The sequence below is a fragment of the Collimonas fungivorans Ter331 genome (assembly GCF_000221045.1).
GTDB classification, from domain to species: Bacteria; Pseudomonadota; Gammaproteobacteria; order Burkholderiales; family Burkholderiaceae_D; genus Collimonas; species Collimonas fungivorans_A.
Map to the genome: position 1 here is coordinate 3,084,512 of NC_015856.1, position 13,896 is coordinate 3,098,407.

The following is a 13,896-nucleotide window of genomic DNA, read 5'->3' on the forward strand; positions in this document are numbered from 1 at the left end:
AATCAATCCCCTCTGCCAGACAAGCAGATTGCAACAGCAAACGATCTTGGAGAATACACATGCCCTCATCACACGCCAGCTTCCATTGGGACGACCCACTATTGCTGGAGCAGCAGCTCAGCGGCGAGGAACGCCTGGTGCGCGACAGCGCCGCCTCCTACGCGCGCGACAAGCTGGCGCCGCGGGTGCTGATGTCGTTCCGCAATGAACAGACCGACGCCGGGATTTTCCGCGAAATGGGCGCACTCGGCCTGCTCGGCGCGACCATTCCCGAACAGTACGGCGGCGCCGGACTGAGCTACGTCAGCTACGGCCTGATCGCGCGCGAAATCGAGCGCATCGATTCCGGCTACCGCTCCATGATGAGCGTGCAAAGCTCGCTGGTGATGCTGCCGATTTTCGAATTCGGCAGCGAAGCCACGCGGCAAAAGTACTTGCCGCGGCTGGCCAGCGGCGAACTGATCGGCTGCTTCGGCCTGACCGAACCGGACCATGGCTCCGATCCCGGCAGCATGGTGACGCGCGCGCGCAAGGTCGACGGCGGCTACCGGCTCTCGGGCAGCAAGATGTGGATCACCAACAGCCCGATCGCCGACGTGTTCGTGGTCTGGGCCAAGGACGACGAAGGTGCGATCCGCGGCTTCGTCCTTGAAAAAGGCTGGAAGGGATTATCGACGCCAGTCATCCACGGCAAGGTCGGCTTGCGCACTTCAATTACCGGCGAAATCGTGATGGACCAGGTGTTCTGTCCGGAAGAAAACGCCTTCCCCGAAGTGCGCGGCTTGAAAGGTCCGTTCACCTGCCTCAACTCGGCGCGCTACGGCATCGCCTGGGGCGCGCTCGGCGCCGCCGAATTCTGCTGGCATGCGGCGCGCCAGTACACCATGGACCGCAAACAGTTCGGCCGGCCGCTGGCGGCCAACCAGCTGGTGCAGGTGAAGCTGGTGAACATGCAGACCGAGATCACCATGGCGCTGCAGGGTTGCCTGCGGCTGGGCCGCATGAAAGACGACGGCAGCGCCTCGCTGGAAATCACCTCCATCATGAAACGCAACTCCTGCGGCAAGGCGCTCGACATTGCCCGCGTTGCGCGCGACATGTTGGGCGGCAACGGCATTTCCGACGAGTTCGGCGTAATCCGCCACCTGGTCAACCTGGAAGTGGTGAATACTTACGAAGGCACGCATGACGTGCACGCACTGATCCTGGGACGGGCGCAGACCGGCATCCCGGCGTTTTCCAACTAGCCGACACCGAACACCTGCAGCACCAGCCAGATATTCGCCGCCGAAATCAGCGCAAACAGCAGCCAGGACAGCGCCGCCGTCAGCCACGAATTGGCGAACACGCCCATCACGTCGCGCCGGCTGGTGAGGCGGATCAGCGGATACATGGCGAACGGCAGCTGCAGGCTCAGCACCACCTGGCTGAGCACCAGCAGGCGCCCCACCGAATGCTCGCCCCAGGTCAGCACGCCGATCAGCGCCGGCACCAGGGCCAGGCCGCGCGTCAGCAGGCGCCGCTGCCAGCATGGGATCCTGAGATTGAGAAAACCTTCCATGATGACCTGGCCGGCGATGGTCCCGGTGAAAGTCGAACTCTGTCCCGATGCCAGCAGCGCCAGGCCGAACAGGATGCCGGCGGCGGCGCTGCCGGTAATCGGATCGAGCAGGTGATACGCCTGGTCGATATCGATTACCGACGTATTCCCGGTGGCATGAAACGCGCTCGCCGCCAGCACCAGGATAGCGCCGTTGATCAGCAGCGCCAGCAGCAGCGAGACGATGGTGTCGAGCCGCGACAGCTGTATCGCCTGGCGCCGGCTGCGGTCGTTCTTTTCCACTACCCGCGTCTGCACTATCGATGAATGCAGGTAGAGGTTGTGCGGCATCACGGTGGCGCCGAGGATGCCGATCGCCAGGTACAGCGGTTCCCGGCTCGACAGCGCGCTCAAGGACGGCAGCATGCCGGCCGCCACCGCATGCCAGTCCGGCTTCAGGAACACCAGCTCGACGAACAGGCAGGCCGCGATGGTGAGCACCAGGCCGAGGATGATGGCTTCGATCTGGCGGAAGCCCTTGCCTTTCAAACCCAGCACCAGCACCGTATCGAACGCGGTCAGGAGCACGCCGGCCGGCAGCGAGACGCCGAGCAGCAGCTTGAACGCCAGCGCGCACCCCAGTACCTCCGCCAGGTCGCAGGCGATGATGGAAATCTCCGCGAAAAACCACATGCCCTTGCTGACGCGCGGACTGTAGTTCTCGCGCGAATGCACCGCCAGGTCCTTGTTGGTAGCGATGCCCAGGCGCATGCTGAGGCATTGCAGGACGATTGCGGCCAGGCTGGACGCCAGCACCACGAACAGCAGCTGGTAACCGAACTGCGAGCCGGCCTGGATCGAGGTGGCCCAATTGCCGGGGTCCATGTAGCCGACCGAGACCAGCAAACCGGGGCCGACGAACCTGAGGATTTTTTTCCAGAACGGGCCGCTGCTCGGCACTGCGATGGTGCCGGCAACTTCGGAAGGGCAAAACGGTGCGGTGGCGGTGGTCGGCAAACGATACATGTAGGCTTCCTGATAGAGTTGCCCCAATTCTATATTGTCACGGACATTGCGTATGCTCGTTGCAACCCCTATGATTTGAGCGTACTTTCCAATATGGCAGCAGTTCATCCGGAGGCTAGGAAAATGAAAACCATACTGACGCTGGTCACCGTTGCACTGCTGGCCGCCGCCACGCCCTCCTTCGCCGCGGATCCGCAAGCCGAACTCATCCAGCAAGCCGAAACCGCAGCCAAAACCTGGATGACGCTGACCGACGCCGGCAAATTCGGTGAAAGCTGGGAACGCGCAGGCACATTCTTCAAGACCGGCATCGCAAAAAACACATGGGAAACCGGGATCCGCTCGTTACGGGCGCCGCTCGGTCCGGTAAAAATGCGTGAGCTGAAAAGCACGGAATATGCAACCACCCTGCCTGGCGCGCCCGATGGCGAATATGTGGTGATCCAGTATGAGACGCAGTTCGAAAACAAAAAATCGGCGACGGAAACCATCACGCCCATGCGTGAAAAAGACGGCAGCTGGAAAGTCTCGGGTTATTTCATTCGCTGACAGCAGCAAAAGGGACGTGGCGTGGAGGATGGGATGCGGCGGGAAGGAAGCAGGAATGCTGATCGGCAGAGTTGCGGCTTTGGCGGTTTAGCTTGACCCCAGGATCCGAAAGCCACCTTGTGAGGGCCTCGAAATCTCTTAAAACAGGGCGCCTTGTGGGCAAATCTGGAGCATAACCAGAAAACGTCTTGCACAAGCGGCAGAACAGACCCGCCGCTGCACTCATTGAAACATCGTTCAATGTAAAATCGGTGTGGCTAATTATTGGCTATTGCTGGCTATGCCGATATCAATATGTCCAGTGCAGACAGTGTCACAAGAATGGAATATCATGTCCACTCACAAATTTGTATGCGCCATAGCAGTTTGTTATAGAGCGTTACAACCACTCCCTGCATTGGCATAAAATCATGATCCGTTTCAGACAAATCGAGGCTTTCCGTTCACTGATGATTTCCGGCACCAGCGTATCAGCGGCCCGCCGCATGCACGTGACCCAGCCGGCGATCAGCCGCCTGATCGCCGATCTAGAGGCCGACCTCGGTTTCCGCCTGTTCAACCGCGCTAAGGGCCGCCTCGAGCCGACCAATGCCGGCGTGCGTTTTTACAAGGCGGTGGAAGAAAATTTCCTGGGACTGGAGCGGCTGATGCAGGTGGCGGGCAATATCCGCCATGAAGCGCCCGAAGGCTTGACCGTCGCCTGCCTGCCGGTGCTGTCCACCACCTTGCTGCCGGAAGTGCTGCAGCGTTTCTTCAAGCAGCATCCCGATGTCTCGGTCAAGATCGACAGCTGCACCGTGCCCGAAATCCTGGTCAGCCTGCAAGACCTCAAGGTCGACATGGCGCTGAGCCTGGCGTTCCCGCCGTTCGCCGGCATTGAAGTCGAACCGATCATGGAAGCCACCGTGCTGTGCGCGATGCTGGCGACCCACCCGTTGGCGCAGAAGGAAATCATCGTGCCCGAAGACCTCGACGGCGAGAACGTGATAGGCTGGATGCCCAACAGCGCGCAATCCTACGACCGCGAACTGTCGACCCTGAACTCGGCCGCGATCCGCCCCAACTACACCATCCAGACGCACACCTCGCACACACGCTACGCCATGGTCGCCAACGGTTTCGGCGTCGCCATCGTGGAGCCGTTCGCGGCCAAGATCTGGCGCCCGCACGGCGTCGTCACGCGGCCGTTCAAGGCTGACATCAACTACAAATACGTGCTGGCCTACCCGAGCGGCGGCATCCGTTCCGAACTCGCCCACGACCTGCGCGAAGCCGCGCTCCATGTTGCGAAAAACTATAACTTCGGCCTGTAAGAGGAAGCAGAATGTATTCGCCTGAAAGACTGATTGAAAATTTGAGCGGCTACCTTGGCGAATTGGCAGAGCTCATTTCAGCGGCCGCGCAAGCAGACCCTGCTGAAAAAAGTAGATTGTTTATAGAAAAATCAAATATAGAAACATACGTCGGAAAACTGGAAGCACTGCCTGGCAACCATCGCCTCGATGCAAAACATATCGAGGCCGGGCTTGCGCTGGAACCCCACCCGGAAGGCGGCTTCTATCGCGAATTCATCCGCACCGATGCCTGCACCGTGATTTTTTACCTGCTGCCCGAGCGGGCCATCTCCAGCTGGCATAGCCTGAAGGACACGCAAGAGAGATTCAGGCTGATCTCGGGAGAGTCTTTATTGATCCCGAAAATAGATGCCGGCGGATTGTGGAAATCCGAAGAAGCGGTGACTTATCAAAACGACGTCGTCATAGAAAAAAACCAGGATTTCGGCGACTGGTTCGGCGCCTATCCGAGCGGAGAGTACGGGCTCGTCACTTGCGAATGCAGAGGACCGTTCGAATTTGCGAAATTCAAAATCATCGACCGGGAAAGCTTGGCTGCATTTCACGACCAGAATCCTGGACACACAAAAATCATCGACAGGCTTTCGCCGAAACTCGGTTAAGCCCTCTCTCGCCAGTTCCGAATCAAATCCTAATCAGCAGGTAAAACGATCGTGGCCACCAGGCCGCCTTCGGTGTGATTGCGCAGGTGCAGCTCGCCGCCATGCGCCTGCACGATATTGCGCGCAATGCCCAGCCCAAGTCCCATGCCGCCGGCATTCTGGTCGCGTCCGTGCTCCAGCCGGGTGTACGGCTCGAACAGGCTGTGCAAGGCTTCTTCCGGCACGCCGGGGCCATGGTCGCGGATCTGGATCTGGATATTGCTGCCGGATTCATTGATCAGGCCGGCGACCGAGATTTCCACCTTCTGGCCATAGTGCAGCGCATTGTCGAACAGGTTGCCGATGGCGCGCTTGAGCGCCAGCGGCTTGGCCATCACCGTCAGGCCCGTTTCGGCAAACGCCACTTCGTGCCCTGCCATGCGGGCGTCGCGGATCATGCGCAAGATCAGCGTATCGAGTTTTACCTCGGTGCGGTTTTCATGGATATCGCTATCCTTGACCGACTGCAAGGCGCCCTTCACCATCATGTCGAGCTCGTCCAGGTCTTCGTGGAATTCACTGCGCAGATGCTCGTCGTCCAGCAGTTCGGTGCGCAGCTTGAGGCGCGTGATCGGCGTACGCAAATCGTGCGAGATCGAGACGAACAGGCGCTCGCGGTCATCCAGGTAACGCTTGATGCGTTCGCGCATGGCGCGGAACGCGCGTGCGGTCTTGATGAATTCACGGCTGCCGGTTTCCGGCAATTCGGGCGCGGCCTCGCCTTTGCCGAAAGCTTCGGCGGCGTCCGACAGCGCCGCCAGCGGCCGCGTGGTCCAGCGCACCACCAGGATCGACAGCAGCAGCACGGTGGCCAGCGACAGGCCTTGCAGCAGCAGGCGCTCGGGCGACAGCGGATTATCGCTGTCGAGGAAATAAGGGTTGGGCATAAGCGCCGCCAGGTAGAGCCAGTTGCCAGGCTCGAGCTCGGTCTGGATCACCAGCACCGGCGCCGGGTTGGGCTTGATCAGCAGCGTATGCTGGACCCAGCTGTCCGGCAGGTCCGCCACCTGCAACCCTTGCGGCGACACCATCAGGTCGTCAGGCCAGGCAAACGCCAGGCGGAAACCGGGCAGGAACGGCAGGTCGGTTTTCAGGGTGGCGCCGATATCGGCCAGCGCCATGTCGGCCAGCGTATTGTCGGCAATCTTGTGGATGGTCACCGGACCGTCGTTGGTGTTCACAAAAAACCGGGTGCCGCCCATTTCACGCAGTTGCTGGATCAGGATAGGCCGGTAATTGGCCGGCAAGCTCATGAAGAAACGGACTGCGCTGGCAGCGCTGTGCGCCAGATGCTGCGCCGCTGTTTTGGTTTCGACCTCGGCCTTGCTGCGCAATTGCGCCGACCAGATCAGGCCGCCGGCCACCTGGGTCACCAGCACGCCGAACACCATCACTACCGACAGCCGGCCCAGCAGCGTGTGCGGCAGCAGCCAGGACAGCAGCCGGCTATACCAGGCCGACCAGCTACGCGCGGGCACGGCTTCAGACTTGCGCAGCGGCCACATCGGCAGAAAATACGTAACCGGCGCCGCGCACCGTCTTGATCAGGTGCGGGTCCTTGCCGCCGTCGTTCAGGCGCAGGCGCAATTTGCTGATCTGCACATCCAGCGAACGGTCCAGCGGACCGACATCGCGGCCGCGGGTTTCCTCGCACAGGACGCCGCGGTCGAGCACGTCGCCCGGGTGTTCGACAAAATATTTCAGCAGCTGGTAATCGAGGCCGGTGAGCGCCACCGGCTGGCCGTCCGGATCGCTCAAGGTGCGCTCCACCGTGTCCAGCGTGAAGCCGACAAAGCGGTAATAGCGCGGCGCCACCGCGCTGTCGATGCCGGTGCGGCGATGGATGGCCTTGATGCGCGCCAGCAGCTCGCGCGGGCTGTAGGGCTTGGCGATATAGTCGTCGGCGCCCAGCTCGAGGCCGACCACGCGGTCGGTTTCGTCGGAACTGGCGGTGAGCATGATGATCGGCACGTTGGATTTGCGCCGGACCGTCTTGCACAAGGCGAAGCCGTCGGTATCCGGCAGCATCACGTCCAGGATCACCAGCGACAGTTCCTCGGCGTAGCGCTGGAACTCGGCCAGGAACGCCTCGCCGTTATGCGCCAGGCGCACTTCGTACTGGTTCTTTTCCAGGTAGGCTTTCAGCAGCGTCCTGGTTTTCTGGTCGTCGTCGACGATCAATATCTTGCGCATCGGGGGCCTATTAGCGTGTAATTTGGGAGTGCGAACGAGTCGTAGGCGTTGCAGGCCTAGGCGCAGCGACGCGACGTAGCGGCGCTACGGCAAGGATGCGGATGGCCGCCCCCTGCGACAGCGGCATGCGACGCCTACGACCCGTTCCCTCCGGGTTCAAACCAAAACGTGCGCTGGACAGCATTGCACGGCGTAGCAAGGGGAACCACCCCTTGCTACGCCGCGCGCCTTGCCAGCACACGTTTTGGTTCGAACGCATCTCCCAAATTACACGCTAATAGGCCCCGCTATTCCTGCTTTCCTGTCTTCGACAAGGAGCGGGCAATGCTGGCCAGCTTGCGCTGGATATCGCTCTCGCCCATCTTGTCATCCACAAAATAACGATGCACTTCAGCCACGATGGCGTCTTTCGCGGTTTCGTCGGCGGCCATGCGGTGCACCAGGCTCGGCGCCTGGAACGCGCTGCCCTTGCTGAACGCGCTCCATGAGGCGCGCGCGCAGCTATCCATTTTCGACAAATCCGGCGCGCGCCATACCGAGATCGCGCCCTTGACCTGATTGTAAGCGCTTTGAACCGGCTGCGACATGATCAGCTGGGCCAGCTTTTCCTGCGCCGGCTGGTGCGAATAGTCGCCGGCGAACATGGCCAGGGTATCGACACTATATAGATGGTAGTCTGCCGTGCCCGGCACCGCCGCACAAGAAAAATCCTGGTCGGTGTTCAAGCCCCAGGCCAGCAGCTCACCCTTGGCCCAATCGCCCATGACGAACATGGCGGCCTCGCCGTCAGCCAGCTGGCGCGTCATGTCCGGCCACGGCCGTTCCCTGAGCGGCTGCGGCATCCACTCCTTGAGCGCCCGCAAGCGCTTCAAGGCATGCGTCATGCGGGCGTCGCCAAAGGCGGCAGGATTCAGGTCGACAAACAGGGAGCGGTAATAAGCCGGCCCGCTTTCGGCCAGCACCAGGGTTTCAAACAAGGTCGCGACCTGCCAGGCTTCGCTGCTTTGCGCCAGCGGCGTAACGCCGGCCTGCCTGAGTTTTTCCGCGGCCCGTTCGAACTCCGGCCAAGTCTTGGGCGCAGCCAGGCCGAGCCGGTCGAAAACCTTCTTGTTGTAGAACAGATTGTTGATGCGGTGGATGCCAAGCGGCGCCGCCACCACATGGCCGCGGTTGCGCACCAGCGACCATACGGTCGGAAACAGCAGTTTTTGCCAGTTGCCAGGCGCGGCGACATCGTCCAATTCCAGCAGCAGGCCAAGATCGGCCCACTCGCCGAACACGATGCCGTTGAGCTGGGTTGCCTCGGGCGCTTTGCCGGCCAGCACCATGCTCTTGAGCACCTTGCTGGCGCCAAGGCCGGCGCCGCCGGGAATCGCCATGTCGCGCCACTGGATGTTATCTTCGGCAAGCCTGGTTGCCAGCACGTCTACCGACTTGCGTTCGCTGGCCGAAGTCCACCAGTGCACCACCTGCAGCGACGTTGCCGGCTGGCCGGCGGCGGAAACCGGCGGCGCTGCATTGGCCATGCCGGCCCTCAGAGTAATCAGGCAACCAAGCAGGCAGCCCGACGCCAGTAGTACGATCCGTCTGCGCGATCCTGCAGTCCAGGATTTCGCGCCTCCCCTGTCTCTTTTGTCGATCACTCGCTTGTCAATCATTGAGCGCCTTGTTGATTTTTTTATAAACACTTGTTACGTCTCCCACATCGCGTGTGACTATAGCGCAAGTCCGGTATACGACGTTAACAGTCTTCTCGTTTTGTAAAGAAGCGTAAGTTTTCGTAATTTTATCTATACTCATCAAAGCAGAATATCACCGCCAATCGCCGCAACTGCCCTATGAGGGAACGGTAAGTTACCCGCGCCACTGTAAAGATATGTAATCGCCGCAAACCGCTGGATTTGATTTTGTTCAATAAAATCAAAAACTTATGTAATTTGTATAGATAGTTTCCAACTAAGATGGCGACACATTTTTTATGGTGCTAATGTCTGTGCGCGGCGGTTTGACAGGCTTCAGGCTCTAAAGACAGCCGCGCTAATAAAACTCAAGCTATAAAAATCCAAGCGAAATCCAAGCGGCAAAACCCAAGAGGAGACTTTGATGCAAACCATCAACCGAATTCGTACCATCCGCAACGCCGTGCTGATCGCCCTGGCGACGGTCGGCACGGCGCAAGCCGGCACCCTGACTATCGAGAGCTGGCGCGTCGACGACAAGACCCTGTGGGAAACCGTGCTGATCCCGGCTTTCCAGAAAAAGAATCCAGGCATCGAAGTCAAGTTTGCGCCTACCGCTCCTACCGAGTACGACTCCAGCCTGACCGCGCGCCTGGCCGGCGGCACTGCCGGCGACCTGATCGCCTGCCGTCCTTTCGACGTTTCGCTGTCTTTGTACAAGAAGGGCAACCTGGAAAAACTGGACGGCAAACCAGGCATGGAACACTTCCCTGCCTCCGCCAAGACCGCATGGCAGACCGATGACGGCAAGGACACTTTCTGCATGCCGGTAGCGTCGGTAATGCATGGTTTCCTGTACAACCAGAAAATCTTCAAGGAACTGAACCTGCAGCCGCCAAAAACCGAGGCAGAATTCTTCAAGGTGCTAGACACCATCAAGAGCAACGGCAAGTACACGCCGCTGGCGCTGGGCACCGCGGACCAGTGGGAATCCAGCCAGGTGATCTTCACCGGCGTCGGACCGAACTACTGGAAGGGTGAAGAAGGCCGCAAGGCGCTGATCGCCGGCAAGGAAAAATTCACCGACCCTAATTTCGTCAATGCGTTTGAATACGAAGCGAAGCTGGGCAAATACCTGTCCAAGGGCGCCAGCTCGCAAACCTACGGCGACAGCCAGAACCTGTTCGCACTCGGCAAGGCAGCAATCTATCCGACCGGCTCCTGGGATATCGCTTACTTCAACACCAACGCCAAGTTCGAAATGGGCGCCTTCCCGCCGCCGGTGCCTAAAGCCGGCGACAAATGCTATATCTCGGATCACAACGACATCGGCATGGGCGTCAACAAGAAATCCAAGAACAAGGAAGATGCCTACAAGTTCCTGACCTGGCTCGGATCGCAGGAATTTGCCGACATCTACACCAACAAGGTCACCGGCTTCTTCTCGCTGTCGGACCACCTGATCTCAGTCAAGGATCCGGTCGCCAAGCAGATGATCGACTGGCGCAAATCCTGCTCGTCGACCATCCGCCTCAATGCGCAGATCCTCAACCGCGGCGAGCCGAGCATGGAAAACCAGCTGTGGAACGTGAATGCCCAGGTGCTTAATGGCAAACTGGCGCCGAAGGAAGCTGCGGCCCAGATCCAGACCGGCTTCGCCAAGTGGTACAAACCGCAACAATAAGCACTGCTGTTCGCCGGCCGGGGAAGAGTTTAAGATTGACTCTGCCCCGGCGCGCAAACCACACAGCAGCCAAGGCTTGCCGCCGGGTAAGCCCGTGATCCACGGCACGGAAGTCAAAACATAAGCCGCATAAGCCCTGATCACGCCCGTATTCCATGGTCCGCAAACCAGGCATGGATGGAACACGATCTCCCCCGTGTTTCCTCCGCGCCTGCGGCGACCTACGCATTTTTTGCTATCACCGAAAACCCGAATGAATCTTCAAAACAAGAAATTCCCTTGGCACATCGTGGTATTCCTGGCGCCAGCGGTCATCATCTATTCCATGTTCAGCGCACTGCCTTTACTGGATACCCTGCGCCTGGGCTTTTATACCAGCAACGACGCCGGCGTCCACAGCTTCGTCGGCCTCGCCAATTACCACACCATCCTGTTCGATTCCGACTGGTCCAAAGCGTTCTGGAACGCCATGCTGAACAACGTGAAATTCTTCGCGATCCACATGCTGCTGCAAAATCCGATCGGCCTGCTGCTGGCCACCCTGTTCAGCCTCAAGGGCCTGCGCGGCGCGCGCACTTACCGCACCCTGATTTTCCTGCCGACCCTGCTGTCGGTGGTGATCATCGGCTTCATCTGGCAGCTGATCCTGTCGCCGCTGTGGGGCGTCGGCGAAGGCTTGATGACGCATGTCGGCCTAGGCGACTATTTTGCGCCGTGGCTGGGACAGGAAAGCACCGCCTTGTTGACGCTCGGCCTGGTCTCGGTCTGGCAATACGTCGGCATCCCGATGATGCTGATCTACGCCGCCCTGCTCGCCGTGCCGGAAGAAGTGCTGGAAGCGGCCTATGCCGAAGGCGCCAGCTCGTTCCGCATCTTCTGGCAGATCAAGCTGCCGCTGATCCTGCCGACGCTGGGACTGGTGACCATCCTCACCTTCGTCGCCAACTTCAATGCCTTCGACCTGATCTATTCGGTCAAGGGCGCGCTGGCCGGTCCTAACTACACCACCGACATCCTGGGCACCTTCTTCTATCGCACCTTCTTCGGCTACCAGGCGCAGATCGGCAGCCCGACCATGGGTGCGGCGGTAGCCACCCTGATGTTCCTGGTGATCCTGCTCGGCGTCGCCAGCTATTTCTACTTCGTGCAGCGCAAGCTGACACGCTACGAACTGTAACGAGGACAGCATATGACATCGATTTCCTCGCTCTCTTCAGCCACCACCTCAGCGCCGGTGGTGCGCCAAAGCCGCTTCGCCAATCTGGGCCGCATCTGGGTCCATGTGGTGCTGTGCGCCTACGCCGTGATCGCGCTGTTTCCGATTGCGCTGATCATGATCAATTCGATCAAGTCGCGCGACGCCATCTTCGACAACCCGCTGGCGTTCCCGACGCCGGAGACGTTTTCCCTGATCGGCTTTGAAAAGGTGCTGCACAACACCAACTTCATGCTTTATTTCGGCAACAGCCTGGTGGTCACGCTCGGCTCGCTGGTCCTCATCGTGCTGTTCGGCGCCATGGCCGGCTGGGCGCTGTCGGAATACAAGTTCCGCGGCAACCGCCTGATGGCGCTGTACCTGGCGTTGGGCATCATGATCCCGATTCGGCTCGGCACCGTCTCCATCCTGCAGCTGGTGGTCAGCCTCGACCTGATCAACACTCGCACCGCGCTGATCCTGGTGTATACCGCGCAGGGCCTGCCGCTGGCGGTGATGATCCTGTCCGAATTCATCCGCCAGATTCCCAAGGAACTGAAAGATGCAGCACGCTGCGACGGCGTCGGCGAGTTCAAGATCTTCTTCCAGATCATCCTGCCGCTGATCCGCCCGGCGATCGCCACGGTTGCAGTGTTCACCATGATCCCGGCCTGGAACGACCTGTGGTTCCCGCTGATCCTGGCGCCCTCGGATGAAACCAAGACCGTCACCCTCGGCGTGCAGCAGTTCATCGGCCAGTACGTGACCGACTGGAATTCGGTATTGGCGGCGTTGTCGCTGGCCGTGATCCCGATCCTGGTCATGTACGTCATCTTCTCCCGGCAATTGATCCGCGGCCTGACTTCCGGCGCCGTCAAGTAATACAGAAAACGAGACATTCCATGGCAAACGTAAGCGTTAAACAAATCACCAAATCGTACGACGGCAAGCAGAACGTGCTGGCCGACCTCAACCTGGAAATCAAGGACGGCGAATTCGTGGTGCTGGTCGGCCCTTCCGGCTGCGGCAAATCCACCCTGCTGCGCATGCTGTGCGGGCTGGAATCGATCACCAGCGGCGAGCTGTCCATCGGCGACCAGGTAGTCAACCACCTGCCGCCGGCCGAACGCGGCATCGCCATGGTGTTCCAGAGCTACGCCTTGTATCCGCACATGAGCGTGTACAAGAACATGGCGTTCGGCCTGAAGATCGCCGGCGCCGACAAGGCCGCCATCGACCAGCGCATCCGCCACGCCGCCGGCATCCTCAAGATCGACCACCTGCTGGACCGCCTGCCGCGCGAACTGTCCGGCGGCCAGCGCCAGCGCGTGGCGATCGGCCGCGCCATCGTGCGCAAGCCGAAACTGTTCCTGTTCGACGAACCGCTGTCCAACCTGGATGCGGCGCTGCGGGTCCAGACCCGGCTCGAAATCGCCAAGCTGCACAAGCAGCTGGAAGCCACCATCGTCTATGTCACCCACGACCAGGTCGAAGCCATGACCCTGGGCGACAAGATCGTGGTGATGAACGATGGTTATATCCAGCAGGCAGGTTCGCCGCTGGAGCTGTACCAGCGTCCGCAAAACCTGTTTGTCGCGACTTTCATCGGCTCGCCGAAGATGAACCTGTTCAACGGCACGATCGCGGCGGTCGAAGCCGACCACCTGAGGATCAAGCTCAGCAGCGGCCAGGAAATCCGCGCCGACATCGCCGCCGGCACCGCCAAGGCCGGCGATGCCGTCACGGTTGGACTGCGCCCAGAACATATCCTGGAAAACGCGCATAGTGGTGAAGTATTCAGCGGCAAGGTCAGCATCGTTGAACATCTGGGCGAAGCCAACTTCATCTATGTGACGCTGCAGGACGGTCAGGATCTGCTGGTGCGCGGCGACGGCAACAATCCGGTGCATATCGGCGATACCGTCACGCTGTCGGCGCCGAGCAGCGCTTTCCACGTGTTCGATGCCCAAGGCCTGGCGTTGGCAAGGTTAAAACCTGGAAACATGATTTCATCCAAGCAATAATAGATACAAT

Annotated in this window: 12 protein-coding genes; 8 read left to right on the top strand and 4 right to left on the bottom strand. The window is 60.0% G+C overall.

What is annotated here, in order from left to right; genetic code table 11:
- Positions 1 to 59: 59 nt before the first annotated feature.
- The gene (locus CFU_RS13390; protein ID WP_014006577.1) at positions 60 to 1,247 is read left to right on the top strand and encodes an acyl-CoA dehydrogenase; all 1,188 of its coding nucleotides are present in this window, start codon (positions 60 to 62) and stop codon (positions 1,245 to 1,247) included.
- Here the strand turns inward: CFU_RS13390 and CFU_RS13395 are convergent.
- Positions 1,244 to 2,566, bottom strand: a complete 1,323-nt coding sequence (locus tag CFU_RS13395) for an Nramp family divalent metal transporter (protein WP_041742029.1) — start codon at positions 2,564 to 2,566, stop codon at positions 1,244 to 1,246. The two genes, CFU_RS13390 and CFU_RS13395, sit on opposite strands and share 4 nt — an antisense overlap.
- 123 nt (positions 2,567 to 2,689) lie before the next feature.
- Here CFU_RS13395 and CFU_RS13400 point away from each other — a divergent pair, with 123 nt between their 5' ends.
- The 3 genes from CFU_RS13400 to CFU_RS23345 all read left to right on the top strand — a co-directional run bounded on the left by CFU_RS13400 (position 2,690) and on the right by CFU_RS23345 (position 5,072).
- Positions 2,690 to 3,115, top strand: coding sequence for a DUF4019 domain-containing protein (locus tag CFU_RS13400; protein ID WP_041742031.1), 426 nt, complete (start codon positions 2,690 to 2,692; stop codon positions 3,113 to 3,115).
- 410 nt (positions 3,116 to 3,525) lie between these two features.
- Positions 3,526 to 4,428: a LysR substrate-binding domain-containing protein gene (locus CFU_RS13405; RefSeq protein ID WP_014006580.1), complete on the top strand. Its 903-nt coding sequence runs from the start codon at positions 3,526 to 3,528 to the stop codon at positions 4,426 to 4,428.
- An 11-nt stretch (positions 4,429 to 4,439) separates the two neighbouring features.
- On the top strand, positions 4,440 to 5,072 hold the full coding sequence (locus tag CFU_RS23345; RefSeq protein WP_014006581.1) for a cupin domain-containing protein: 633 nt from the start codon (positions 4,440 to 4,442) through the stop codon (positions 5,070 to 5,072).
- A 29-nt stretch (positions 5,073 to 5,101) separates the two neighbouring features.
- Here CFU_RS23345 and CFU_RS13415 read toward each other — a convergent pair whose 3' ends face one another.
- The 3 genes from CFU_RS13415 to CFU_RS13425 form a co-directional block, all read right to left on the bottom strand.
- Positions 5,102 to 6,616, bottom strand: coding sequence for an ATP-binding protein (locus tag CFU_RS13415; protein WP_014006582.1), 1,515 nt, complete (start codon positions 6,614 to 6,616; stop codon positions 5,102 to 5,104).
- A complete protein-coding gene (locus CFU_RS13420; protein ID WP_014006583.1) occupies positions 6,594 to 7,304 on the bottom strand; it encodes a response regulator in 711 nt (236 codons plus the stop codon). The genes CFU_RS13415 and CFU_RS13420 overlap by 23 nt, the downstream gene beginning before the upstream one ends.
- Before the next feature lie 287 nt (positions 7,305 to 7,591).
- A complete protein-coding gene (locus CFU_RS13425) occupies positions 7,592 to 8,830 on the bottom strand; it encodes an ABC transporter substrate-binding protein (RefSeq protein ID WP_190275154.1) in 1,239 nt (412 codons plus the stop codon).
- 577 nt (positions 8,831 to 9,407) lie between these two features.
- On the opposite strand from CFU_RS13425, the gene CFU_RS13430 reads away from it, so the two are divergent.
- The 4 genes from CFU_RS13430 to CFU_RS13445 all read left to right on the top strand — a co-directional run bounded on the left by CFU_RS13430 (position 9,408) and on the right by CFU_RS13445 (position 13,886).
- A complete protein-coding gene (locus CFU_RS13430; RefSeq protein WP_041742034.1) occupies positions 9,408 to 10,667 on the top strand; it encodes an ABC transporter substrate-binding protein in 1,260 nt (419 codons plus the stop codon).
- A 253-nt stretch (positions 10,668 to 10,920) separates the two neighbouring features.
- The gene (locus CFU_RS13435) at positions 10,921 to 11,844 is read left to right on the top strand and encodes a carbohydrate ABC transporter permease (protein WP_041742035.1); all 924 of its coding nucleotides are present in this window, start codon (positions 10,921 to 10,923) and stop codon (positions 11,842 to 11,844) included.
- A gap of 12 nt (positions 11,845 to 11,856) precedes the next feature.
- Positions 11,857 to 12,744: a carbohydrate ABC transporter permease gene (locus CFU_RS13440; protein WP_014006587.1), complete on the top strand. Its 888-nt coding sequence runs from the start codon at positions 11,857 to 11,859 to the stop codon at positions 12,742 to 12,744.
- Positions 12,745 to 12,764: 20 nt separating this feature from the next.
- Positions 12,765 to 13,886, top strand: coding sequence for an ABC transporter ATP-binding protein (locus CFU_RS13445; protein ID WP_014006588.1), 1,122 nt, complete (start codon positions 12,765 to 12,767; stop codon positions 13,884 to 13,886).
- Positions 13,887 to 13,896: the final 10 nt, after the last annotated feature.

What these genes read in the sequence shown, in the direction of transcription:
- CFU_RS13390 (WP_014006577.1), top strand. Translation starts at nt 60, where the DNA reads ATGCCCTCATCACACGCCAGCTTCCATTGGGACGACCCACTATTGCTG.
- CFU_RS13395 (WP_041742029.1), bottom strand. Translation starts at nt 2,566, where the DNA reads ATGTATCGTTTGCCGACCACCGCCACCGCACCGTTTTGCCCTTCCGAA.
- CFU_RS13400 (WP_041742031.1), top strand. Translation starts at nt 2,690, where the DNA reads ATGAAAACCATACTGACGCTGGTCACCGTTGCACTGCTGGCCGCCGCC.
- CFU_RS13405 (WP_014006580.1), top strand. Translation starts at nt 3,526, where the DNA reads ATGATCCGTTTCAGACAAATCGAGGCTTTCCGTTCACTGATGATTTCC.
- CFU_RS23345 (WP_014006581.1), top strand. Translation starts at nt 4,440, where the DNA reads ATGTATTCGCCTGAAAGACTGATTGAAAATTTGAGCGGCTACCTTGGC.
- CFU_RS13415 (WP_014006582.1), bottom strand. Translation starts at nt 6,616, where the DNA reads ATGTGGCCGCTGCGCAAGTCTGAAGCCGTGCCCGCGCGTAGCTGGTCG.
- CFU_RS13420 (WP_014006583.1), bottom strand. Translation starts at nt 7,304, where the DNA reads ATGCGCAAGATATTGATCGTCGACGACGACCAGAAAACCAGGACGCTG.
- CFU_RS13425 (WP_190275154.1), bottom strand. Translation starts at nt 8,830, where the DNA reads ATGGCCAATGCAGCGCCGCCGGTTTCCGCCGCCGGCCAGCCGGCAACG.
- CFU_RS13430 (WP_041742034.1), top strand. Translation starts at nt 9,408, where the DNA reads ATGCAAACCATCAACCGAATTCGTACCATCCGCAACGCCGTGCTGATC.
- CFU_RS13435 (WP_041742035.1), top strand. Translation starts at nt 10,921, where the DNA reads ATGAATCTTCAAAACAAGAAATTCCCTTGGCACATCGTGGTATTCCTG.
- CFU_RS13440 (WP_014006587.1), top strand. Translation starts at nt 11,857, where the DNA reads ATGACATCGATTTCCTCGCTCTCTTCAGCCACCACCTCAGCGCCGGTG.
- CFU_RS13445 (WP_014006588.1), top strand. Translation starts at nt 12,765, where the DNA reads ATGGCAAACGTAAGCGTTAAACAAATCACCAAATCGTACGACGGCAAG.